This window comes from Micromonospora marincola, assembly GCF_056150385.1.
Genome location: NZ_JAXCFT010000005.1, coordinates 421,471 through 441,702 on the forward strand (window position 1 = coordinate 421,471; position 20,232 = coordinate 441,702).

At 68.6% G+C, this 20,232-nt stretch carries 32 protein-coding genes; all 32 read left to right on the plus strand.

Annotation, left to right across the window (positions count from 1 at the left end; all coding sequences use genetic code 11):
• Positions 1-293 precede the first annotated feature (293 nt).
• Positions 294-665 carry a hypothetical protein gene (locus tag SM450_RS15520; protein WP_474620472.1) on the plus strand — a complete coding sequence of 124 codons (372 nt, stop codon included), beginning with the start codon at positions 294-296 and terminating at the stop codon, positions 663-665.
• Positions 666-1,151: 486 nt separating this feature from the next.
• Entirely contained in the window at positions 1,152-1,526 is a 375-nt protein-coding gene (gene rpsL / locus SM450_RS15525; protein WP_007465318.1) for a 30S ribosomal protein S12, read from the plus strand.
• A gap of 1 nt (position 1,527) precedes the next feature.
• Positions 1,528-1,998 (plus strand): 30S ribosomal protein S7, encoded by a 471-nt coding sequence (gene rpsG / locus SM450_RS15530; protein ID WP_474620432.1) that lies wholly within the window; start codon positions 1,528-1,530, stop codon positions 1,996-1,998.
• Positions 1,999-2,074: 76 nt separating this feature from the next.
• Positions 2,075-4,171 (plus strand): elongation factor G, encoded by a 2,097-nt coding sequence (gene fusA, locus SM450_RS15535; RefSeq protein ID WP_474620433.1) that lies wholly within the window; start codon positions 2,075-2,077, stop codon positions 4,169-4,171.
• A 222-nt stretch (positions 4,172-4,393) separates the two neighbouring features.
• Entirely contained in the window at positions 4,394-5,587 is a 1,194-nt protein-coding gene (gene tuf, locus SM450_RS15540) for an elongation factor Tu (protein ID WP_474620434.1), read from the plus strand.
• Positions 5,588-5,942: 355 nt separating this feature from the next.
• A complete protein-coding gene (gene rpsJ, locus SM450_RS15545; RefSeq protein ID WP_007073037.1) occupies positions 5,943-6,251 on the plus strand; it encodes a 30S ribosomal protein S10 in 309 nt (102 codons plus the stop codon).
• Between the two features lie 11 nt (positions 6,252-6,262).
• On the plus strand, positions 6,263-6,928 hold the full coding sequence (gene rplC, locus SM450_RS15550) for a 50S ribosomal protein L3 (protein WP_474620435.1): 666 nt from the start codon (positions 6,263-6,265) through the stop codon (positions 6,926-6,928).
• On the plus strand, positions 6,925-7,575 hold the full coding sequence (rplD, locus tag SM450_RS15555; RefSeq protein ID WP_281586606.1) for a 50S ribosomal protein L4: 651 nt from the start codon (positions 6,925-6,927) through the stop codon (positions 7,573-7,575). The genes rplC and rplD overlap by 4 nt, the downstream gene beginning before the upstream one ends.
• Positions 7,572-7,874: a 50S ribosomal protein L23 gene (rplW, locus tag SM450_RS15560; protein WP_013288632.1), complete on the plus strand. Its 303-nt coding sequence runs from the start codon at positions 7,572-7,574 to the stop codon at positions 7,872-7,874. The genes rplD and rplW overlap by 4 nt, the downstream gene beginning before the upstream one ends.
• 12 nt (positions 7,875-7,886) lie before the next feature.
• The gene (rplB, locus tag SM450_RS15565; RefSeq protein ID WP_278109425.1) at positions 7,887-8,726 is read left to right on the plus strand and encodes a 50S ribosomal protein L2; all 840 of its coding nucleotides are present in this window, start codon (positions 7,887-7,889) and stop codon (positions 8,724-8,726) included.
• Between the two features lie 12 nt (positions 8,727-8,738).
• On the plus strand, positions 8,739-9,020 hold the full coding sequence (gene rpsS / locus SM450_RS15570; RefSeq protein ID WP_091627706.1) for a 30S ribosomal protein S19: 282 nt from the start codon (positions 8,739-8,741) through the stop codon (positions 9,018-9,020).
• 40 nt (positions 9,021-9,060) lie between these two features.
• Positions 9,061-9,525, plus strand: coding sequence for a 50S ribosomal protein L22 (rplV, locus tag SM450_RS15575; RefSeq protein WP_474620436.1), 465 nt, complete (start codon positions 9,061-9,063; stop codon positions 9,523-9,525).
• Positions 9,525-10,397 (plus strand): 30S ribosomal protein S3, encoded by an 873-nt coding sequence (gene rpsC / locus SM450_RS15580; protein ID WP_474620437.1) that lies wholly within the window; start codon positions 9,525-9,527, stop codon positions 10,395-10,397. The genes rplV and rpsC overlap by 1 nt, the downstream gene beginning before the upstream one ends.
• A 3-nt stretch (positions 10,398-10,400) precedes the next feature.
• Entirely contained in the window at positions 10,401-10,826 is a 426-nt protein-coding gene (rplP, locus tag SM450_RS15585; protein ID WP_073834927.1) for a 50S ribosomal protein L16, read from the plus strand.
• On the plus strand, positions 10,826-11,062 hold the full coding sequence (rpmC, locus tag SM450_RS15590; protein WP_474620438.1) for a 50S ribosomal protein L29: 237 nt from the start codon (positions 10,826-10,828) through the stop codon (positions 11,060-11,062). Before rplP ends, rpmC begins: the two co-directional genes overlap by 1 nt.
• Positions 11,059-11,337 (plus strand): 30S ribosomal protein S17, encoded by a 279-nt coding sequence (rpsQ, locus tag SM450_RS15595; RefSeq protein WP_474620439.1) that lies wholly within the window; start codon positions 11,059-11,061, stop codon positions 11,335-11,337. The genes rpmC and rpsQ overlap by 4 nt, the downstream gene beginning before the upstream one ends.
• A 97-nt stretch (positions 11,338-11,434) precedes the next feature.
• Positions 11,435-11,803, plus strand: coding sequence for a 50S ribosomal protein L14 (gene rplN, locus SM450_RS15600; protein WP_007465279.1), 369 nt, complete (start codon positions 11,435-11,437; stop codon positions 11,801-11,803).
• Positions 11,800-12,120 (plus strand): 50S ribosomal protein L24, encoded by a 321-nt coding sequence (rplX, locus tag SM450_RS15605; protein ID WP_474620440.1) that lies wholly within the window; start codon positions 11,800-11,802, stop codon positions 12,118-12,120. The genes rplN and rplX overlap by 4 nt, the downstream gene beginning before the upstream one ends.
• Entirely contained in the window at positions 12,120-12,689 is a 570-nt protein-coding gene (gene rplE, locus SM450_RS15610) for a 50S ribosomal protein L5 (RefSeq protein WP_393521868.1), read from the plus strand. The genes rplX and rplE overlap by 1 nt, the downstream gene beginning before the upstream one ends.
• Position 12,690: 1 nt before the next feature.
• The gene (locus tag SM450_RS15615; protein ID WP_007073023.1) at positions 12,691-12,876 is read left to right on the plus strand and encodes a type Z 30S ribosomal protein S14; all 186 of its coding nucleotides are present in this window, start codon (positions 12,691-12,693) and stop codon (positions 12,874-12,876) included.
• A 98-nt stretch (positions 12,877-12,974) separates the two neighbouring features.
• A complete protein-coding gene (gene rpsH / locus SM450_RS15620; protein ID WP_393521866.1) occupies positions 12,975-13,382 on the plus strand; it encodes a 30S ribosomal protein S8 in 408 nt (135 codons plus the stop codon).
• A 16-nt stretch (positions 13,383-13,398) separates the two neighbouring features.
• Positions 13,399-13,941 carry a 50S ribosomal protein L6 gene (gene rplF / locus SM450_RS15625; protein WP_474620441.1) on the plus strand — a complete coding sequence of 181 codons (543 nt, stop codon included), beginning with the start codon at positions 13,399-13,401 and terminating at the stop codon, positions 13,939-13,941.
• Positions 13,942-14,008: 67 nt separating this feature from the next.
• Entirely contained in the window at positions 14,009-14,398 is a 390-nt protein-coding gene (gene rplR, locus SM450_RS15630) for a 50S ribosomal protein L18 (RefSeq protein ID WP_281586612.1), read from the plus strand.
• A 33-nt stretch (positions 14,399-14,431) separates the two neighbouring features.
• Entirely contained in the window at positions 14,432-15,046 is a 615-nt protein-coding gene (gene rpsE, locus SM450_RS15635; protein WP_013288621.1) for a 30S ribosomal protein S5, read from the plus strand.
• A complete protein-coding gene (gene rpmD / locus SM450_RS15640; RefSeq protein WP_091065818.1) occupies positions 15,046-15,228 on the plus strand; it encodes a 50S ribosomal protein L30 in 183 nt (60 codons plus the stop codon). The genes rpsE and rpmD overlap by 1 nt, the downstream gene beginning before the upstream one ends.
• Entirely contained in the window at positions 15,228-15,671 is a 444-nt protein-coding gene (gene rplO / locus SM450_RS15645) for a 50S ribosomal protein L15 (RefSeq protein ID WP_474620442.1), read from the plus strand. Before rpmD ends, rplO begins: the two co-directional genes overlap by 1 nt.
• A gap of 235 nt (positions 15,672-15,906) precedes the next feature.
• Positions 15,907-17,232 carry a preprotein translocase subunit SecY gene (gene secY / locus SM450_RS15650; protein WP_474620443.1) on the plus strand — a complete coding sequence of 442 codons (1,326 nt, stop codon included), beginning with the start codon at positions 15,907-15,909 and terminating at the stop codon, positions 17,230-17,232.
• A complete protein-coding gene (locus tag SM450_RS15655) occupies positions 17,233-17,886 on the plus strand; it encodes an adenylate kinase (protein WP_474620444.1) in 654 nt (217 codons plus the stop codon). It begins immediately after the preceding gene.
• 90 nt (positions 17,887-17,976) lie between these two features.
• On the plus strand, positions 17,977-18,828 hold the full coding sequence (gene map / locus SM450_RS15660; RefSeq protein WP_474620445.1) for a type I methionyl aminopeptidase: 852 nt from the start codon (positions 17,977-17,979) through the stop codon (positions 18,826-18,828).
• 66 nt (positions 18,829-18,894) lie between these two features.
• A complete protein-coding gene (locus tag SM450_RS15665; protein ID WP_474620446.1) occupies positions 18,895-19,419 on the plus strand; it encodes a DUF1707 SHOCT-like domain-containing protein in 525 nt (174 codons plus the stop codon).
• A gap of 259 nt (positions 19,420-19,678) precedes the next feature.
• Positions 19,679-19,900 carry a translation initiation factor IF-1 gene (infA, locus tag SM450_RS15670; protein WP_007073013.1) on the plus strand — a complete coding sequence of 74 codons (222 nt, stop codon included), beginning with the start codon at positions 19,679-19,681 and terminating at the stop codon, positions 19,898-19,900.
• A gap of 91 nt (positions 19,901-19,991) precedes the next feature.
• Positions 19,992-20,105, plus strand: coding sequence for a 50S ribosomal protein L36 (rpmJ, locus tag SM450_RS15675; RefSeq protein ID WP_012184307.1), 114 nt, complete (start codon positions 19,992-19,994; stop codon positions 20,103-20,105).
• Positions 20,106-20,232 lie beyond the last annotated feature (127 nt).

A 20,232-nucleotide genomic window follows, 5' to 3' on the forward strand; every position in this document is an offset into this window, starting at 1 on the left:
CGGCGGGACCGTACCCGCCGACGGTGCACCCGCCGGCGTCCGGGCCGGCCGCGCCGCCGTACCACCCCGGGCAGCCCGGATACGGCGGCGTGTCCGGGCCGGCCGCGCCGCCGTACCACCCCGGGCAGCCCGGATACGGCGGGCTCGGGGCGTACCCGGGGAGCGGGCCCGGCCACGGCGGTGGGTGGGGGCCGCCGGGGAACGCGCCCGGCGGCGGTTGGGGACCGGCCGGCGGGCCGGCGCTCCCGCCGCCCCCGCCCGAGGCGCCCCGGCCGCCGAAGCGGGTCGACGCGGTGCCGGGCACCCCGTTCGGGGTGGTCCATCTCGACGTGCCGCCGGTCACCTCCGGGCTGGCCATCGGCTCGCTGATCGCCGGGATCGCCTCGATCCTGGTGTCGCTGCTTGTCTTCTGCTTCGGCATCGCGGGTCCGAACTACGGCGGCGCGTGGGCGGCGGGCGCCTTCACCGTGCTCGGTGCGCTCGGTGGCGTCGGGGCGATCGTGGCCTGGTTGTTCGCCCGGCGGCAGATCCGGCGTCCGGCGCCGCCGCCGGCGGTCCGGTTCACCGGCGCCGGCCTGGCCGTGGCCGGGCTCAGTTGCGGTGCGGTCGGACTGCTGCTGAGCGTGATCGGGCTCGGGCTGGCCCTGGTGGTGCAGATCACGTGAGAGCCGCCGGCGGATTGGTCGCAGTTCGCCGGAATGTCCCGTCGCGCCGGAACCGAGGGGTGCCGGGGCCGCCGGGTCGCCCGCCGGATCAGCCGGTACACTTGTCGTCGTAGGTGCCCATCGAGGGCGTAACGGCCACCCGGAAGTCGGGCCGGCGGGGCTGCGGAGCAGTCCTGGCGAACCGTTCCGTTTTGACCGGCGCGCCTGTGGTGGGTACTCTTTCCCCTTGCGCCCGGGCTCGCCCGGGCAATGCGTGCGTGCGCTGGAGCCGGTCCTTCCGGTGATCGCGTGGTCGCACCACCAAGACCAAAGATCCCGGGACGACGCGCGAGCGGCCGGCACCGGGACCGTGGCTCGGGCGACACGCCCGACCGCGGGTGCTGGGGTCCCGTGGCCCCGGTCGATATGTAGGAGAGCCGTCCATCAGGCCGGCTAGAGCAGACGGCGCGGTCGCCTCGCAGCGACCGAAGGGAGCGGAGAAACCCGGTGCCCACCATTCAGCAGCTGGTCCGGAAGGGCCGACAGGCCAAGACGACCAAGACCAAGACCCCGGCGCTCAAGGGGTCTCCCCAGCGGCGCGGCGTGTGCACCCGCGTGTACACCACCACCCCCAAGAAGCCGAACTCGGCGCTGCGCAAGGTCGCTCGCGTCAAGCTCAGCAGCCAGATCGAGGTGACCGCCTACATCCCGGGCGTCGGCCACAACCTGCAGGAGCACTCGATCGTGCTCGTGCGTGGCGGCCGTGTGAAGGACCTCCCCGGCGTGCGGTACAAGATCGTTCGCGGCTCGCTGGACACCCAGGGTGTCCGCAACCGCAAGCAGGCTCGCAGCCGTTACGGCGCGAAGAAGGAGAAGAGCTGACATGCCGCGTAAGGGACCCGCTCCGCGGAAGCCGCTGGTCGCTGACCCGGTGTACAACTCGCCGCTTGTCACCCAGCTGGTGAACAAGATCCTGCTGCGTGGCAAGCGTCAGCTCGCCGAGCGCGTCGTGTACGCCGCCCTGGAGGGCTGCCGCGAGAAGTCCGGCACCGATCCCGTCGTCACGCTCAAGCGCGCGATGGACAACGTGAAGCCGACCCTCGAGGTGCGCAGCCGCCGTGTCGGTGGCGCCACCTACCAGGTTCCGGTCGAGGTCCGGCCGGCCCGCGCGACCACCCTCGGTCTGCGCTGGCTGGTGACCTACTCCCGGGCCCGGCGTGAGAAGACCATGATCGAGCGGCTGATGAACGAGCTGCTGGACGCGAGCAACGGCCTCGGTGCCGCCGTCAAGCGGCGCGAGGACACGCACAAGATGGCCGAGTCCAACAAGGCCTTCGCGCACTACCGCTGGTAACACCTGAGGTTCCGGCGCCCACGAGGCGCCGGAACCGCCACCAGTTGTGTCGAGACGACGATAAGTAGGGATTGAAGTGGCCGCCGCAGACGCGCTCGCCAACGTACGCAACATCGGCATCATGGCGCACATCGATGCCGGTAAGACCACTACCACCGAGCGAATCCTGTTCTACACCGGCATCACGTACAAGATCGGTGAGGTCCACGAGGGCGCCGCCGTCATGGACTGGATGGAGCAGGAGCAGGAGCGCGGTATCACCATCACCTCCGCCGCCACGAAGTGCGAGTGGAAGGGCCACACGATCCAGATCATCGACACGCCCGGTCACGTCGACTTCACGGTCGAGGTCGAGCGGTCGCTGCGTGTCCTGGACGGTGCGGTCGCGGTGTACGACGGCGTGGCCGGTGTGGAGCCGCAGACCGAGAACGTATGGCGCCAGGCGGACAAGTACAGCGTTCCCCGGATGTGCTTCGTCAACAAGCTCGACCGGACCGGCGCCGACTTCTTCCGCTGCGTGCAGATGATGATCGACCGGCTCAACGCCACCCCGCTTGTGCTCCAGATCCCGATCGGCCTCGAGGGCGCCCACATCGGCGTCGTCGACCTGGTCGGCATGCGCGCCCTCACCTGGCGCGGGGAGACCCAGAAGGGTGAGGACTACGCGATCGAGGAGATCCCGGCCGAGCTGGCCGACTCCGCGGCCGAGTGGCGCGAGAAGCTGATGGAGACCCTGGCCGACGTCGACGACGCGGTGATGGAGAAGTACCTGGAGGGCGAGGAGATCTCCACCGAGGAGATCAAGGCCGCCATCCGGCGCGCCACCATCGCCAGCAAGGCCAACCCGGTGCTCTGCGGTTCGGCGTTCAAGAACAAGGGCGTCCAGCCCATGCTCGACGCCGTCATCGACTACCTGCCGTCGCCGCTGGACGTGCCCGCGATCGAGGGTACGGCCACCGACGGCGAGACGCCGATGCTGCGGAAGCCGTCCCCCTCCGAGCCGTTCTCCGGCCTGGCGTTCAAGATCCAGACCGACAAGCACCTCGGCAAGCTCACCTACGTCCGGGTCTACTCCGGCGTGGTCGAGACCGGCACCCAGGTGGTCAACTCCACCAAGGACCGCAAGGAGCGCATCGGCAAGATCTACCAGATGCACGCCAACAAGCGGGAGGAGCGCAGCTCCGCCAAGGCCGGCGACATCATCGCGGTCCAGGGTCTCAAGCAGACCACCACCGGCGACACGCTCTGCGACTCGGCGAACCCGGTCATCCTGGAGTCGATGACCTTCCCGGAGCCGGTCATCGAGGTGGCCATCGAGCCGAAGACCAAGGCCGACCAGGAGAAGCTCAGCACCGCCATCCAGAAGCTCGCCGAGGAGGACCCGACGTTCCGGGTCAAGCTCGACGACCAGACCGGTCAGACGGTCATCTCCGGCATGGGCGAGCTGCACCTGGACATCATGGTCGACCGGATGCGCCGCGAGTTCAACGTCGAGGCGAACTTCGGTAAGCCGCAGGTGGCGTACCGCGAGACCATCCGCCGCAAGGTGGACAAGATCGAGTACACCCACAAGAAGCAGACGGGTGGCTCCGGCCAGTACGCCCGCGTCATCGTGAGCGTCGAGCCGCTGCCGCTTGGCAACGACTCGCCGACCTACGAGTTCGCGAACGCCGTCACGGGTGGTCGCATCCCCCGGGAGTTCATCCCGTCGGTGGACGCGGGCGCCCAGGACGCCATGCAGTACGGCATCCTCGCCGGCTTCCCGCTCGTGGGGCTCAAGCTGACGCTGCTGGACGGCCAGTACCACGAGGTCGACTCGTCCGAGATGGCGTTCAAGATCGCCGGTTCGATGGTGATGAAGGAGGCGGCCCGCAAGGCCGACCCCGCACTGCTCGAGCCGATGATGGCCGTTGAAGTCACCACTCCGGAGGAGAACATGGGTGACGTCATCGGCGACCTCAACTCCCGGCGGGGCATCATCCAGGCGATGGAGGAGCGCAGCGGCGCTCGCGTCGTCCGGGCCCTGGTGCCGCTGTCGGAGATGTTCGGCTATGTCGGCGACCTGCGGTCGAAGACCCAGGGCCGGGCTAGCTACAGCATGCAGTTCGACTCCTACGCCGAAGTGCCGCAGAGCGTGGCGAAGGAGATCATCGCCAAGGCGACGGGTGAGTGACGCTCACCCCGAGCTGATCCGATGATCCGGGGGCGGTCGCGGGAGGGATCTCCCGCCCGCGGCCACCTCGGTCGGGTCGTGTGAATCCGGGCCTGTAGGCTTCATCGCCGCAGAACCCACAAAGGCTCTCCGGCCGTCAGGCCGGAAAGGCTGTCGACAGAGTCCTACGCGCCGACCGGCGCACCGGGGCGAAGGAACCAGAAAGTCCACAGGAGGACACCAGTGGCGAAGGCTAAGTTCGAGCGGACTAAGCCGCACGTCAACATCGGCACCATTGGTCACATCGACCACGGTAAGACGACGCTGACGGCGGCCATCACCAAGGTCCTGCACGACCAGTACCCGGACCTGAACCCGTACACGCCGTTCGACGAGATCGACAAGGCGCCGGAGGAGAAGGCCCGCGGCATCACGATCTCGATCGCACACGTCGAGTACCAGACCGAGGCGCGTCACTACGCGCACGTCGACTGCCCCGGTCACGCCGACTACATCAAGAACATGATCACCGGTGCCGCGCAGATGGACGGCGCGATCCTGGTGGTGGCGGCGACCGACGGCCCGATGCCGCAGACCCGCGAGCACGTGCTGCTGGCCCGTCAGGTCGGTGTGCCGTACATCGTCGTGGCGCTCAACAAGAGCGACATGGTCGACGACGAGGAGCTCCTGGAGCTCGTCGAGCTCGAGGTCCGCGAGCTGCTGTCGGCGCAGGAGTACCCGGGTGACGACCTGCCGGTCGTCCAGGTCTCCGCGCTGAAGGCGCTCGAGGGCGACCCGACCTGGACCGAGAAGCTGCTCGAGCTGATGAACGCGGTCGACACCGCGATCCCGCAGCCGGAGCGCGAGACCGACAAGCCGTTCCTCATGCCGGTCGAGGACGTGTTCACGATCACCGGTCGTGGCACCGTCGTCACCGGTCGTGTCGAGCGTGGCGTGCTGCTCCCGAACGAGGACGTCGAGGTCGTCGGCATCCGCGAGAAGGGCTTCAAGACCAAGGTCACCGCGATCGAGATGTTCCGGAAGACCCTGGACGACGCCCGCGCAGGTGAGAACGTCGGCCTGCTGCTGCGCGGCACCAAGCGCGAGGACGTCGAGCGCGGCATGGTCGTCATCAAGCCGGGCACCAACACTCCGCACACGGAGTTCGAGGCGACGGTCTACATCCTCTCCAAGGAGGAGGGCGGCCGGCACACCCCGTTCTTCCAGAACTACCGCCCGCAGTTCTACTTCCGCACCACGGACGTCACCGGCGTCGTCACGCTGCCCGAGGGCACCGAGATGGTCATGCCGGGCGACAACACCACGATGTCCGTGAAGCTCATCCAGCCCATCGCGATGGAGGACAACCTCAAGTTCGCGATCCGCGAGGGTGGTCGTACGGTCGGCGCGGGTCGCGTCACCAAGATCGTCAAGTGAGCTGGGTAACCCCGATTAGCGTCGCCGCCGGTCGTGCGGCATACTAGTCAGGTTGCGTAACGACGGTCGGTCACCCGCGTCCGGTTGAGGCTGGACCTCCGGGAGGCAGACGGTCTCGCGTGGGGTGGTTGATCGCCATCGGCGGTCAACCACCCTCGCGCGGCGTTCAGATCGCGGTTCTCGCGATCGGCGTCATGACCCACCGCGCGGTCAGAGAATCGCTCCGGAACCTCGGGGCGGAGCCTGGTCCACGGGCGCGACACGCCCGACCGCGGGGGTCGGCGGAAGTGGGCCTGTACCAGCCGGTACAGGTGCCCGCAACACAGCGGCATCGAGAGAAGGAACAGAAGCCACCATGGCGGGACAGAAGATCCGCATCCGGCTCAAGGCCTATGACCACGAGGTCGTCGACTCCTCGGCTCGGAAGATCGTCGAGACGGTGACGCGTACCGGGGCGCAGGTCGCTGGCCCGGTGCCGCTGCCCACGGAGATCAACCGTTTCTGCGTCATCCGCTCGCCGCACAAGTACAAGGACTCGCGCGAGCACTTCGAGATGCGCACGCACAAGCGTCTGATCGACATCATCGACCCGACCCCGAAGACGGTCGACTCGCTCATGCGCCTCGACCTGCCGGCTGGCGTCGACATCGAGATCAAGCTGTAGGGATCGATCAAATGGACAGGCAAGTCAAGGGGATCCTGGGCGCCAAGCTCGGCATGACCCAGGTCTGGGACAACAACAAGGTTGTCCCCGTGACCGTGGTCGAGGCCGGCCCGTGCGTCGTGAGCCAGGTTCGTAACGCCGAGAAGGACGGCTACGCCGCCGTTCAGCTCGCCTACGGAGCCATCGACCCGCGCAAGGTCAAGAAGCCGATCGCCGGGCACTACGCCAAGGCGGACGTCGCGCCGCGCCGGCACATCGTCGAGCTGCGCACCGCCGACGCCGCGGACTACGCGCCGGGCCAGGAGGTCACGGTCGACGAGTTCCCGCCCGGCGTCGTGATCGACGTGACCGGCAAGACCAAGGGCAAGGGCTACGCCGGCCCGATGAAGCGGCACGGCTTCCACGGTCTGCGCGCCAGCCACGGTGTCGAGCGCAAGCACCGCTCGCCCGGCTCGATCGGCGCCTGCGCGACCCCGGGTCGCGTCTTCAAGGGCACCCGGATGGCGGGTCGGATGGGTGGCGTGCGCTACACCGTCCAGAACCTGACCGTGCAGGCGATCGACACCGAGAACAACCTCCTGCTCGTTCGCGGCGCCATTCCCGGCCCCAAGGGCGCGCTGGTCCTGGTCCGCACCGCGGCCAAGGCGAAGGTGAAGAAGGGCGGTGTGGCCAAGTGACCACCGTTGACGTCCTCGACGTCGAAGGCGGCAAGAGCGGCTCCGTCGAGCTGCCGGCCGACATCTTCGACGCGCAGGCGAACATCGCGCTGATGCACCAGGTCGTGGTGGCTCAGCTCGCGGCGGCCCGACAGGGCACGCACAAGACCAAGTCCCGCGGCGAGGTCTCTGGTGGAGGCCGCAAGCCGTACAAGCAGAAGGGCACCGGTCGTGCCCGCCAGGGCTCGACCCGCGCGCCGCAGTTCGCCGGCGGTGGCGTGGTCCACGGCCCGGTGCCGCGCGACTACAGCCAGCGGACCCCGAAGAAGATGAAGGCAGCCGCCCTGCGTGGCGCCCTCTCCGACCGGGCCCGCGCCGGCCAGGTGCACGTCGTCGAGGCGTTCGTCTCGGGCGAGAAGCCGTCGACCAAGGCGGCCCTGGCCACGCTGGCGAAGCTGACCGAGGCCCGCCGGGTCCTGGTCGTGCTGAGCAGCACCGACGAGCTGAACTGGGTGTCGCTGCGCAACGAGCCGCGGGTGCACCTGCTCGAGGCCGGCCAGCTCAACACCTACGACGTGCTGGTGGCCGACGACGTGGTCTTCACCAAGGAGGCCCTGGACGAGTTCCTGGGCGTGCCAGCCGAGACCACCGAGGAGGGTGGCAAGTGAGCACGATCGCCGATCCGCGTGACGTCATCGTCGCGCCGGTCGTCTCGGAGAAGAGCTACAGCGAGCTGAACCGGAACTGGTACACCTTCCTGGTGCACCCGGACGCGAACAAGACCGAGATCAAGATCGCTATCCAGCAGATCTTCAACGTCCGCGTCCTGACGGTCAACACGCTCAACCGCGAGGGCAAGCGCAAGCGGACCCGCACCGGGTTCGGCAAGCGCAAGGACACCAAGCGCGCGATGGTGAAGCTGGCTGACGGTGACCGTATCGAGGCCTTCGGCGGCCCGGTCAGCTGAGGGGTGTAGACAATGGCTATCCGTAAGTACAAGCCGACGACGCCGGGCCGGCGTGGCTCAAGCGTTGCCGACTTCGCTGAGATCACCCGGTCGACGCCCGAGAAGTCGCTGCTGGCTCCGCTGCCGAAGAAGGGTGGACGCAACGCCCACGGCCGGATCACCACGCGGCACCACGGTGGCGGCCACAAGCGCCAGTACCGCCTGATCGACTTCAAGCGGGTCGACAAGGACGGCGTGCCGGCGAAGGTCGCGCACATCGAGTACGACCCGAACCGCACCGCGCGTATCGCGCTGCTGCACTACGCCGACGGCGAGAAGCGCTACATCCTCGCGCCGAAGGACCTGAAGCAGGGCGACCGCGTCGAGTCCGGACCGGGCGCCGACATCAAGCCGGGCAACAACCTGCCGCTGCGCAACATCCCGGTCGGTACCACCGTGCACAACGTGGAGCTGCGTCCGGGCGGCGGCGCCAAGCTGGCCCGCTCGGCGGGCGTCGGCATCCAGCTGCTCGGCCGCGAGGGCGCGTACGCGACCCTGCGTATGCCGTCCGGTGAGATCCGGCGCGTCGACGTGCGCTGCCGCGCCAGCGTCGGCGAGATCGGCAACGCCGACCAGTCGAACATCAACTGGGGCAAGGCCGGCCGGATGCGGTGGAAGGGCAAGCGCCCGACCGTCCGTGGTGTCGCCATGAACCCGGTCGACCACCCGCACGGTGGTGGTGAGGGTAAGACCTCCGGTGGTCGCCACCCGGTCAACCCGCAGGGTAAGCCCGAGGGCCGCACCCGTCGTAAGGGCCAGCCGAGCGACCGGCTGATCGTCCGCCGCCGCTACGCCACGCGTAAGCGCGGCTGAGGGAGATAAGACATGCCTCGCAGCCTGAAGAAGGGCCCGTTCGTCGACGACCACCTGCTCAAGAAGGTGGAGACGCAGAACGACAAGGGCTCGAAGAACGTGATCAAGACCTGGTCGCGGCGTTCGACGATCATCCCGGACATGCTGGGTCACACGATCGCCGTGCACGACGGACGCAAGCACGTTCCGGTCTTCGTGACCGAAGCAATGGTCGGGCACAAGCTCGGCGAGTTCGCGCTGACCCGCACGTTCAAGGGTCACGAGAAGGACGACCGGAAGAGCCGCCGGCGCTGACGCCGCGGGCATACGGATAGAGGAACAAGGGGTTACAGCGATGCCAGGAAAGGGCGACGCTCCGGTGCTTCCGGGCGCGCGGGCGGTTGCGCGGCACGTGCGCATCTCGCCGATGAAGGCGCGCCGGGTGGTCAACCTCGTCCGCGGCCTGCCCGCGAAGGAGGCGCTCACGGTGCTGCAGTTCGCGCCGCAGGCTGCGAGCGAGCAGGTATTCAAGGTGCTCGCGAGCGCGATCGCCAACGCGGAGAACAACGAGCGGCTGGACCCCGATGCGCTGCTCGTCAGCGAGGCGTTCGTCGACGAGGGCCCGACGATGAAGCGGTTCCGGCCGCGGGCGCAGGGCCGGGCCTACCGGATCCGCAAGCGGACCTGCCACATCACGGTGGCGGTCGAGGCGGTGGCGCCGGCCGCGCCGAAGAAGTCGGCCAGGAAGGCCGCTCCGGTCAAGCAGGCCGAGTCGGCCGCGCCGGCCGAGGGGCAGAGCACGACGGAGGGTGCCGAGTAATGGGTCAGAAGGTTCACCCGACCGGGTTCCGGCTCGGCATCTCGACCGACTGGAAGTCCCGCTGGTTCGCGGACAAGCTCTACAAGGACTACATCGGCGAGGACGTCAAGATCCGCCGGATGATGTCCAAGGGCCTCGAGCGCGCCGGCATCTCCAAGGTCGACATCGAGCGCACCCGGGACCGGGTCCGCGTCGACATCCACACCGCCCGGCCGGGCATCGTCATCGGCCGTAAGGGTGCGGAGGCCGACCGGATCCGCGGCGAGCTGGAGAAGCTCACCGGCAAGCAGGTCCAGCTGAACATCATCGAGGTGAAGAACCCCGAGTCGGACGCGCAGCTGGTCGCCCAGGGCGTCGCCGAGCAGCTCTCCAGCCGGGTCAGCTTCCGTCGCGCCATGCGCAAGTCGATGCAGTCCGCGATGAAGAACCCGGCCTGCAAGGGCATCCGGGTGCAGGTCTCGGGTCGTCTGGGCGGCGCCGAGATGAGCCGGACCGAGTTCTACCGTGAGGGCCGCGTCCCGCTGCACACGCTGCGGGCCAACATCGAGTACGGCTTCTTCGAGGCCCGTACCACCTTCGGCCGGATCGGCGTGAAGGTCTGGATCTACAAGGGCGACGCCGTCCCGGGTCGGGAGACTCCGGCCGAGACCGCGCCGTCGCGCGGCCCGCGCCGCGACCGTGGCGACCGGCCGGAGCGGCCGCGCCGTGGCCGGTCGGGCTCCTCGGGTACGACCGCCGGTGGCACCGAGGCCGGCCGGGCTGCCGCGACCACCATCGCGCAGCAGGCGGAGACGCCAGCCGGCGAGCCGGTCGACGCCGGAGCCGTGGCCGCCGCCGCGACCCAGCCGGCAGAAACGCAGCAGGAGGGCTGACAGATGCTGATGCCGCGCAAGCCCCCGAAGGGCTTCCGCAAGCCGCACCACCCGGACCGCCACGGCGCGTCCAAGGGTGGTAACCGGGTGGTGTTCGGCGAGTTCGGGATCCAGGCTCTCGAGCCGGCGTACGTGACCAACCGCCAGATCGAGTCGGCGCGTATCGCGATGACCCGTCACATCAAGCGTGGCGGCAAGGTCTGGATCACGATCTTCCCGGACCAGGCCCTCACCAAGAAGCCGGCCGAGACCCGGATGGGTTCCGGTAAGGGTTCGCCCGAGTGGTGGGTCGCCAACGTCAAGCCGGGGCGGGTTCTCTTCGAGATGTCCTTCCCCAACGAGCAGATCGCGCGAGAGGCGATGCGTCGCGCGATCCACAAGCTCCCGATGAAGTGCCGCATTGTTACGCGCGAAGTGGGTGAATCCTGATGGCAGCGGTCGTCAAGGCCTCCGAGCTGCGTGAGCTCTCCGACGAGGAGCTGGTCACGAAGCTGCGCGAGGCGAAGGCGGAGCTGTTCAACCTCCGCGTGCAGGGCGCAACCGGGCAGCTGGACAACAACCGGCGGCTGCAGGTCATCCGTCGGGAGATCGCCCGGATCTACACGATCATGCGTGAGCGTGAGCTGGGTCTCTCGACCGCGCCGACTGAGGTGACTGCATCATGAGTGACGAGAACGCGACCACCACCGTGCGGGCCCGCCGCAAGGTCCGTGAGGGCCTAGTGGTGAGCGACAAGATGGACAAGACCGTCGTGGTCGAGGTCGAGGACCGGGTCAAGCACGCGCTGTACGGCAAGATCATGCGTCGTACCCGCAAGCTGAAGGTGCACGACGAGCAGAACTCGGCCGGTATCGGCGACCGGGTCCTGATCATGGAGACCCGGCCGCTCTCCGCCACCAAGCGGTGGCGGCTCGTGGAAATCCTCGAGAAGGCCAAGTAGCGAAGGCTGGAGCTCGGCCGGTATCGGTCGGGCGAACGTTCCGCCAGGCTCCGGCCGCCCTCGGCGGCCGGAGAACCGGCAGACATAGGAGATAGACGTGATTCAGCAGGAGTCGCGACTGCGCGTCGCCGACAACACGGGTGCCCGGGAGATCCTGTGCATCCGGGTTCTCGGTGGCTCCGGTCGGCGCTACGCGAGCATCGGCGACGTCATCGTGGCAACGGTGAAGGACGCGATCCCCGGTGCCGGCGTGAAGAAGGGCGACGTCGTCAAGGCCGTCGTCGTTCGGACCGCCAAGGAGAGGCGGCGGCCGGACGGGTCGTACATCCGCTTCGACGAGAACGCCGCCGTCATCATCAAGGACGGTGGGGACCCGCGCGGTACCCGTATCTTCGGCCCGGTGGGTCGCGAGCTGCGGGACAAGCGGTTCATGAAGATCATCTCTCTCGCGCCGGAGGTGTTGTGACCGTGAAGGTCAAGAAGGGCGACACGGTCGTCGTCATCGCCGGCAAGGACAAGGGTGCCAAGGGCAAGGTCATCGCGGCCTACCCGCGGCAGGACAAGGTCCTGGTCGAAGGCGTGAACCGGGTCAAGAAGCACACTCGCATCAGCACCACCCAGCGTGGCGCCAAGACTGGTGGCATCGTCACCCAGGAGGCCCCGATCCACGTCTCGAACGTGATGGTCACGGACTCCGACGGCAAGCCGACCCGCGTCGGCTACCGGATCGACGACAACGGCCAGAAGGTCCGCATCGCGCGTAGCACCGGTAAGGACCTGTGATGACCACGGCTACCGAAACGAAGACCCTGCCGCGTCTCAAGGAGCGGTACCGCAACGAGGTCGTGGCGAAGCTGCAGGAGCAGCACGCCTACGGCAACCCCATGCAGGTGCCCGGCCTGGTCAAGATCGTCGTCAACATGGGTGTCGGCGAGGCCGCTCGGGACGCCAAGCTGATCGACGGCGCGGTCCGCGACCTGGCCACGATCACCGGCCAGAAGCCGCTGGTCCGGCGGGCGACCAAGTCGATCGCGCAGTTCAAGCTCCGTGAGGGCATGCCGATCGGCGCGAAGGTCACCCTGCGGGGCGACCGGATGTGGGAGTTCCTGGACCGGCTGCTCTCCATCGCGTTGCCGCGTATCCGTGACTTCCGCGGCCTGGACGGGCGCAAGCTCGACGGGCACGGCAACTACACGTTCGGTCTGACCGAGCAGTCGGTGTTCCACGAGATCGACCAGGACAAGATCGATCGCCAGCGGGGCATGGACATCACGGTGGTCACGACCGCCACGACCGACGACGAGGGCCGGGCGCTGCTCAAGCTCCTGGGCTTCCCGTTCAAGGAGAACTGAGATGGCCAAGAAGGCGCTGATCCTCAAGGCGGCCGCGAAGCCGAAGTTCTCGGTTCGCGCGTACACCCGCTGCCAGCGGTGCGGGCGTCCGAAGGCGGTCTACCGCAAGTTCGGTCTCTGCCGGGTGTGCATCCGGGAGATGGCCCACCGCGGTGAGCTGCCCGGCGTGTCCAAGGCTTCCTGGTAATAGCCCGGCGCGCTCCGGCGCGTCAGCTGAACTGTCTCTTCGCCGTAGGCCCCGGGCCTGGCCCGGGGAACCCCGGCGAGAAAGGTTGACGAGTTTTCATGACGATGACCGACCCGATCGCAGACATGCTCACGCGTCTGCGTAACGCCAACCAGGCGTACCACGACCGGGTGACGATGCCCTACTCGAAGATCAAGGCGAACATCGCCGAGGTCCTCAAGGCCGAGGGTTACATCGCCACCTGGTCGGTCGAGGACCCCGAGGAGGGTGCCGTCGGCAAGCGACTGGTCGTCGAGCTGAAGTACGGCCAGAGCCGCGAGCGGAGCCTGGCCGGCATCAAGCGCGTGTCCAAGCCCGGTCTCCGGGTGTACGCCAAGTCGGACGGGCTCCCGCGGGTGCTCGGCGGACTGGGTGTGGCGATCATTTCGACGTCCCAGGGGCTGCTCACCGACCGGCAGGCCCGCAAGCGGAGCGTTGGCGGGGAAGTCCTCGCCTTCGTCTGGTAACGGGAGACAGGTAGAAATGTCGCGTATTGGACGTAAGTCGATCCCGGTGCCTTCCGGCGTCGACATCACGATCGACGGGCAGACCGTCAAGGTCAAGGGCCCCAAGGGCGAGCTGAGCCACGTGCTGGCCGAGCCGATCACGGCGGAGCGCAGCGAGAACGGCGAGCTGCTCGTCAACCGGCCCAACGACGAGCGCAAGGCCAAGGAACTGCACGGCCTGAGCCGTACACTGGTGGCGAACATGATCGTCGGGGTGACCGAGGGCTACCGCAAGAGCCTGGAGATCGCCGGCACCGGCTACCGCGTCACCGCCAAGGGCAAGGATCTGGAGTTCGCGCTCGGGTTCTCGCACCCCGTGCTGGTGCAGGCGCCGGACGGGATCACCTTCACGGTCGAGCGGCCGACGCTGTTCCACGTGGCCGGCATCGACAAGCAGCAGGTCGGCGAGATCGCCGCCAACATCCGGAAGATCCGCCCGCCGGAGCCCTACAAGGGCAAGGGCGTGAAGTACCAGGGCGAGGTCATCCGCCGCAAGGCTGGAAAGGCGGGCAAGAAGTGACCGCGGCCGGCACCATCCGGGCGAGGTCATCCGCCGGCCGTGAGGCCGTGAGAAAGGCAGGTAAGAAGTGAGCGCCACGCTGCTCAAGCGCCGCCGCGGCGTCGCCGCCAAGCGTGCCGTCGGGCGTGCGCGTCGGCACTTCCGGGTCCGCAAGAACGTCAGCGGCACCGGCGAGCGTCCCCGCCTCGTCGTCACCCGCTCCCTGCGGCACGTGGTCGCCCAGGTCGTGGACGACACCAAGGGTCACACCCTGGCGTCGGCCTCGACCATGGACGCCTCGCTGCGCGGCGCGGAGGGCGACAAGAGCGCCCTGGCCGGCAAGGTCGGCGCACTGCTCGCCGAGCGCGCCAAGGCCGCCGGCGTCTCGAAGGTCGTCTTCGACCGCGGTGGCAACCGGTACGCGGGGCGTGTCGCCGCGCTTGCCGACGCCGCCCGCGAAGCCGGGCTCGAGTTCTAACAACCCCGTCACGAGAGAGAAGGAAGGCTGCTGATGCCAGGTCAACAGCGCCGTGGCGGCGGGTCCGGTGGCAACGAGGGTGGTCGCCGCGACAACCGCCGTGAGGGCGGCCGCGGAAACGCGCCCGTCGAGAAGACCCCGCACCTCGAGCGGGTCGTCGCGATCAATCGCGTCGCCAAGGTCGTGAAGGGTGGTCGTCGCTTCAGCTTCACCGCCCTGGTGATCGTGGGCGACGGCGACGGCACCGTCGGCGTGGGCTACGGAAAGGCCAAGGAGGTGCCCGCGGCGATCGCCAAGGGTGTCGAGGAGGCCAAGAAGCACTTCTTCAAGGTGCCGCGGATCGGTCAGTCGATCCCGCACCCGGTCACGGGCGAGGACGCCGCCGGTGTGGTGCTGCTCAAGCCGGCCTCGGCCGGTACGGGTGTCATCGCCGGTGGCCCGGTCCGGGCCGTGCTGGAGTGCGCGGGCATCCACGACGTGCTCTCCAAGAGCCTCGGCTCGTCCAACCCGATCAACATCGTGCACGCCACCGTGGCGGCCCTGAAGGGGCTTGAGTCCCCCGAGCAGGTCGCGGCGCGTCGTGGCCTGCCGGTGGAGGACGTCGCGCCGGCTGCCATGCTGGCGTCGCGTGCGGGGGTGGCGTCCTGATGGCACGTCTGAAGGTCACCCAGGTCCGGTCCGGGATCGGGCGCAAGCAGAACCAGCGTGACTCGCTGCGTTCGCTCGGGCTCAAGCGGATCAACGACGTGGTGGTCAAGGAGGACCGGCCGGAGATCCGTGGCATGATCTTCACGGTCAACCACCTCGTGAAGGTCGAGGAGGTCGAGTAATGACGATCAAGGTGCACCACCTGCGTCCGGCGCCCGGTGCCAAGACCGCCAAGACCCGTGTGGGTCGCGGTGAGGGCTCCAAGGGCAAGACCGCCGGTCGCGGTACCAAGGGTTCGAAGGCCCGGAAGAACATCTCGCCGGCGTTCGAGGGTGGGCAGATGCCCATCCACATGCGCCTGCCGAAGATGAAGGGCTTCAAGAACAAGTTCAAGGTCGTGTTCCAGGTGGTCAACCTGGACCGCCTCGCGGAGCTGTTCCCGAACGGCGGCGAGGTCGGCCCGGTCGAGTTGGTCGAGTCCGGCGCGGTCCGCAAGGGCCACCCGGTCAAGGTCCTCGGCACCGGCGACCTCGGTGGTGTCTCGCTCCAGGTGTCGGCGCAGGCGTTCAGCGCGTCGGCCAAGGAGAAGATCACCGCGGCCGGCGGCTCGGTCACCGAGCTGTAAGGCATGTTCGTGGCGCCCGCTCAGTTGTTCATGACTGGGCGGGCGCCATGGTCTACCGGCGACGTGTGCGCCGGGTAACATCGGATTCGGTTTATGTAGCCGGGCACATCTGCCCGGACGGGTGTCGGGCTGTTAGAGTCCGTTGCCAGCCATGGATATCGGGCACTGGGCCCGACATCCACCCCGCCCCGCCAGGGATCGTCACCGGCGGCCCGCGTCGCGCAGGAGGAAGAAGTTGCTGTCCGCCTTTCTCAGTGCGTTCCGTACGCCTGACCTGCGCAAGAAGCTGCTGTTCACAGTAGGCATCATCGCGGTCTACCGGCTGGGCGCCACGCTGCCCAGCCCGGGCGTCTCGTACGGCAACGTGCAGAAGTGTCTCGACACCATCCAGGGCAGCACCGGCGTGCTCAACCTGCTGGATCTCTTCTCCGGCGGCGCGCTGCTCCAGCTCTCGGTCTTCGCGCTGGGCATCATGCCCTACATCACCGCGTCGATCATCCTGCAGCTGCTGACGGTGGTGATCCCGCGCCTGGAGCAGCTCCGCAAGGAGGGCCAGGCCGGTCAGGCGAAGATCACCCAGTACACCCGCTACCTCACGCTGGGCCTGGGTGTCCTCCAGTCCTCGGCGTTCGTGGCGCTTGCCCGTTCCGGGCAGCTGTTCAACAACCAGTGCGACCAGTTCCCGATCGTGCCCAAGGGCACCGGCATCCCGGACTGGCTGACGCTCACCGTCCTGGTTCTGACCATGACCGCCGGCACCGGCGTGGTGATGTGGCTCGGCGAGCTGATCACCGACCGGGGCGTCGGCAACGGCATGTCCGTGCTGATCTTCACCTCGATCGCGGCCCGGCTCCCCAGCGAGGGCTGGAAGATCAAGACCACCAAGGGCTGGGGGATGTTCCTCCTCGTCATCGCCCTGGTGCTGCTTGTTATCACCGCGGTCACGTTCATCGAGCAGGCGCAGCGCCGGATCCCGGTCCAGTACGCGAAGCGCATGATCGGCCGGCGGATGTACGGCGGCACGTCGACCTACATCCCGCTCAAGGTGAACCAGGCCGGCGTCATCCCGGTCATCTTCGCCTCGTCGCTGCTCTACCTGCCGACGCTCGCGCTCCAGTTCTTCGACCAGAACGACCCGGGCAAGACCCAGGCCTGGATCCAGAACCACATCGTGAAGGCGAGCGCGCCGGAGCACATCGCGATCTACTTCCTGCTGATCATCTTCTTCACCTACTTCTACGTGTCGATCACGTTCAACCCGACCGAGGTCGCGGACAACATGAAGAAGTACGGCGGCTTCGTGCCGGGCATCCGCCCCGGCAAGCCGACCGCCGAGTACCTCGACTTCATCCTCAGCCGGATCACCCTGCCGGGCGCGCTCTACCTGGGCATCGTCGCGATCCTGCCGAACTTCTTCTTCATCTGGCTGGACAACCAGCAGTTCCAGAACTTCCCGTTCGGCGGCACCGCTGTGCTCATCATGGTCGGCGTCGGTCTGGAGACCGTGAAGCAGATCGAGAGCCAACTCATGCAGCGGAACTACGAAGGGTTCCTGCGGTAGATGCGACTCGTTCTGGTTGGCCCGCCGGGCGCGGGCAAGGGCACACAGGCGGAGTTCATCGCCGCCCACCTCTCGGTGCCGAAGATCTCCACCGGTGACATCTTCCGGGCGAACGTCACCCAGGGCACGCCGCTGGGGGTCGAGGCCAAGCGATACATGGACGCCGGCAAGCTGGTCCCGGACGACGTCACCATCAACATGGTCCGGGACCGGCTCGCCGAGCCGGACGCCGGCGAGGGCTTCCTGCTCGACGGCTTTCCGCGGACCACGCCGCAGGCCGCCGAGCTGGACAAGCTCCTCGCCGACCTGGGCGGCTCGCTGGACCTGGTGCTGGAGTTGGTCGTCGACGACGACGAGGTGATCAGGCGGCTCTCCGGCCGGCGCACCTGCCGCGGCTGCGGCAAGATCTGGCACGTCGAGTTCGACGCGACCACCCGGGACGACGTCTGTGACAGGTGCGGCGCGGAGCTGTTCCAGCGCGACGACGACAAGCCGGAGACCATCGCCGCCCGGCTGCGGGAATACGCCGAGAAGACCGCGCCGCTCGTCGACTACTACGGCGCCCAGGGCAAGCTGGTGGGCATCGACGCGACCGGGCCGGTGGAGGACGTCACCGTCCGCGCCATCGACGCGCTGCGGTCGTACGGCGGCTGACCCGCCCACCGCCGCCCGGCGGATAGAGTACGAACAGCGGGGTACGCGTGACGTGCCCCGCTGTTCCGTGTAACGAAAGGTGTCGCCGTCATGCGCCGTCCCCAGCTGGACATCCAGCTGAAGACCCCCGAGCAGATCGAGCTGATGCGGGCCGCCGGTCTGGTGGTCGCCCGCGCCCTGGACCGGATGCGGGAGGCGGTCGCGCCCGGCGTGACGACGGCCGACCTGGACGCGATCGCCGAGGCCACCATCAGGGAGGCCGGGGCGGTCCCGTCGTTCAAGGGCTACCACGGCTTCCCGGCGTCGATCTGTTCCTCGGTCAACGAGCAGGTGGTGCACGCCATCCCGTCGCCGGATCAGGTGCTGCGCTCCGGTGACCTGATCTCGATCGACTGTGGCGCGGTGCTCGACGGCTGGCACGGCGACTCGGCCGTCACGGTTCCGGTGGGTGAGGTCGCCCCGGCCCTGCTGCGGATGGCCGAGGTGGCCGAGGACGCGATGTGGGCCGGGATCGCCGCCGCCGCCCGGGGGGCGGCCTCCGGCCGGGGCTGGCTCACCGACATCTCGCACGCGGTGGAGACCGCGGTCCGCAAGGGCGGCCGGTACGGCATCGTCGACGGCTACGGCGGCCACGGCATCGGCACCGAGATGCACCAGGACCCGCACGTGCTCAACCACGGCCGTCCGGGCAAGGGTCCGCGCCTGGTGCCCGGCATGGCGTTGGCCATCGAGCCGATGATCACGGCGGGCTCCCCGCGTACGGTCGAGCTGTCCGACGGCTGGACCGTGGTGACGCGGGACCGGTCGATGGCGGTGCACGTCGAGCACTCGATGGCGCTGCTGCCCGACGGCGTGTGGGTGCTTACCGCCGTCGACGGCGGCCGGGCCCGCCTCGGCGACCTGGTCACCTCCCGCCAGCCCGCGAACTCCCCGGCGCGCTGACCCCACCCCCACTGCGCGGGCATGACGGGCGGCTGCGGGTGGCGGGGTGGTGGCATCCTTGCCGTCATGGACGGGCAGCGGGAGATGCGAGCGGCCGACCGCGACCGGGAGGCCACGGCGGAGCGGCTCCGGGTGGCGCTGGAGGAGGGCCGGCTCGTCCTGCACGAGTACGACGAGCGACTGGCCCGCGCGTACGCCGCCCGCACCTACGCCGAGCTGGACGAGGTGGTTGCCGACCTGCCCGGCCCGGCGACCACGGAACGGTCCGCCCTGGCGCCGGCCACACCGACTCCGCCCGCGCCCGCCGCGCCGACGGCTTCCGCGGGCGCCGGAGTGAGCGGGACACCTGCGGAGTCCGGTGGATCCGAGGTGCCGGAGAATCGCACCCGGCTGCTCTGGCTCTGGCTGCCGTGGCTGCGGGTGGCCGCGGTCCTGGTGCCGATCTGGCTGATCAGCGCGGTCGCGTCCGGGCATGTCGCAGGCATTTGGCCGCTCTGGGTGCTGGGGCCGTGGGGTGGCCTGGTGGTGATGCAGTCGGTCGGGCTGATCGGTGTGGATCATGGCCGGAAGCGGCGCGACCGCAGGCGTTGAGCGGTCACCGCTGTGCCGCTTGTCACAGTCGGGGCGGAAATCCGCCGTAGAGGGGACGCGCGGGCCGGCCGGTTTGGCGGCAGCGCTGCGGCCGGCGTACACTTTCAGATCGGCGCACAGCGTCCACTCCGCCATGCCCACCCTGCGCTTCGGTGGGAGTCGGAGCCGCGGCTGGCGCGGATCAACTGATCTTGGTCGGGTGATCCGTGTAAGACGTTGTGGGCCGTCCGGAGCAACCGACGTCAGGACAGCGGAGTACATGCCGAAAAAAGACGGAGCCATCGAGATCGAGGGTCGGGTCATCGAGCCCCTGCCGAACGCCATGTTCCGGGTGGAGCTCGCGAACGGTCACAAGGTGCTGGCTCACATCAGCGGCAAGATGCGGCAGCACTACATCCGCATCCTGCCGGAGGACCGGGTCGTCGTCGAACTCTCGCCGTACGATCTGACCCGCGGGCGCATCGTCTACCGCTACAAGTAAGCCTGACGACGGCCGGGACGTCCCCGTATCCGTCTTCGACGTCCGGGTCGCGACTCGTCGCGTTCCGGGCCAGATGGGAAGTAAGGCAACCGTGAAGGTCAAGCCGAGCGTCAAGAGGATCTGCAACAAGTGCCGGGTGATCCGCCGGCACGGCCGGGTCATGGTGATCTGCACCGACCCGCGCCACAAGCAGCGCCAGGGCTGACGCCCCACACGTCACCAGCTCGTCCCAGCCGCGGACGGTGCGCCTCGCGCGTACCCACTCGTGGTTGACCCCCGGTCGGAGGCCGGGGCCCGCTCGGGCAGCGGGGTGGGACGGGTCCACACCTCCG

Excerpts from the sequence above, each read along its gene's own strand:
- rplE (WP_393521868.1), top strand. The coding sequence starts at position 12,120 with ATGACCACGGCTACCGAAACGAAGACCCTGCCGCGTCTCAAGGAGCGG.
- infA (WP_007073013.1), top strand. The coding sequence starts at position 19,679 with ATGCCGAAAAAAGACGGAGCCATCGAGATCGAGGGTCGGGTCATCGAG.
- rplC (WP_474620435.1), top strand. The coding sequence starts at position 6,263 with ATGGACAGGCAAGTCAAGGGGATCCTGGGCGCCAAGCTCGGCATGACC.
- rpmC (WP_474620438.1), top strand. The coding sequence starts at position 10,826 with ATGGCAGCGGTCGTCAAGGCCTCCGAGCTGCGTGAGCTCTCCGACGAG.
- rpsJ (WP_007073037.1), top strand. The coding sequence starts at position 5,943 with ATGGCGGGACAGAAGATCCGCATCCGGCTCAAGGCCTATGACCACGAG.
- rplV (WP_474620436.1), top strand. The coding sequence starts at position 9,061 with ATGCCAGGAAAGGGCGACGCTCCGGTGCTTCCGGGCGCGCGGGCGGTT.
- SM450_RS15665 (WP_474620446.1), top strand. The coding sequence starts at position 18,895 with ATGGACGGGCAGCGGGAGATGCGAGCGGCCGACCGCGACCGGGAGGCC.
- rpsS (WP_091627706.1), top strand. The coding sequence starts at position 8,739 with ATGCCTCGCAGCCTGAAGAAGGGCCCGTTCGTCGACGACCACCTGCTC.
- rpsE (WP_013288621.1), top strand. The coding sequence starts at position 14,432 with ATGCCAGGTCAACAGCGCCGTGGCGGCGGGTCCGGTGGCAACGAGGGT.
- rpsG (WP_474620432.1), top strand. The coding sequence starts at position 1,528 with ATGCCGCGTAAGGGACCCGCTCCGCGGAAGCCGCTGGTCGCTGACCCG.
- SM450_RS15655 (WP_474620444.1), top strand. The coding sequence starts at position 17,233 with ATGCGACTCGTTCTGGTTGGCCCGCCGGGCGCGGGCAAGGGCACACAG.
- rplB (WP_278109425.1), top strand. The coding sequence starts at position 7,887 with ATGGCTATCCGTAAGTACAAGCCGACGACGCCGGGCCGGCGTGGCTCA.
- map (WP_474620445.1), top strand. The coding sequence starts at position 17,977 with ATGCGCCGTCCCCAGCTGGACATCCAGCTGAAGACCCCCGAGCAGATC.
- rpsQ (WP_474620439.1), top strand. The coding sequence starts at position 11,059 with ATGAGTGACGAGAACGCGACCACCACCGTGCGGGCCCGCCGCAAGGTC.
- rplP (WP_073834927.1), top strand. The coding sequence starts at position 10,401 with ATGCTGATGCCGCGCAAGCCCCCGAAGGGCTTCCGCAAGCCGCACCAC.
- rplO (WP_474620442.1), top strand. The coding sequence starts at position 15,228 with ATGACGATCAAGGTGCACCACCTGCGTCCGGCGCCCGGTGCCAAGACC.
- rpsC (WP_474620437.1), top strand. The coding sequence starts at position 9,525 with ATGGGTCAGAAGGTTCACCCGACCGGGTTCCGGCTCGGCATCTCGACC.
- SM450_RS15615 (WP_007073023.1), top strand. The coding sequence starts at position 12,691 with ATGGCCAAGAAGGCGCTGATCCTCAAGGCGGCCGCGAAGCCGAAGTTC.
- rpsH (WP_393521866.1), top strand. The coding sequence starts at position 12,975 with ATGACGATGACCGACCCGATCGCAGACATGCTCACGCGTCTGCGTAAC.
- rpmD (WP_091065818.1), top strand. The coding sequence starts at position 15,046 with ATGGCACGTCTGAAGGTCACCCAGGTCCGGTCCGGGATCGGGCGCAAG.
- rplF (WP_474620441.1), top strand. The coding sequence starts at position 13,399 with ATGTCGCGTATTGGACGTAAGTCGATCCCGGTGCCTTCCGGCGTCGAC.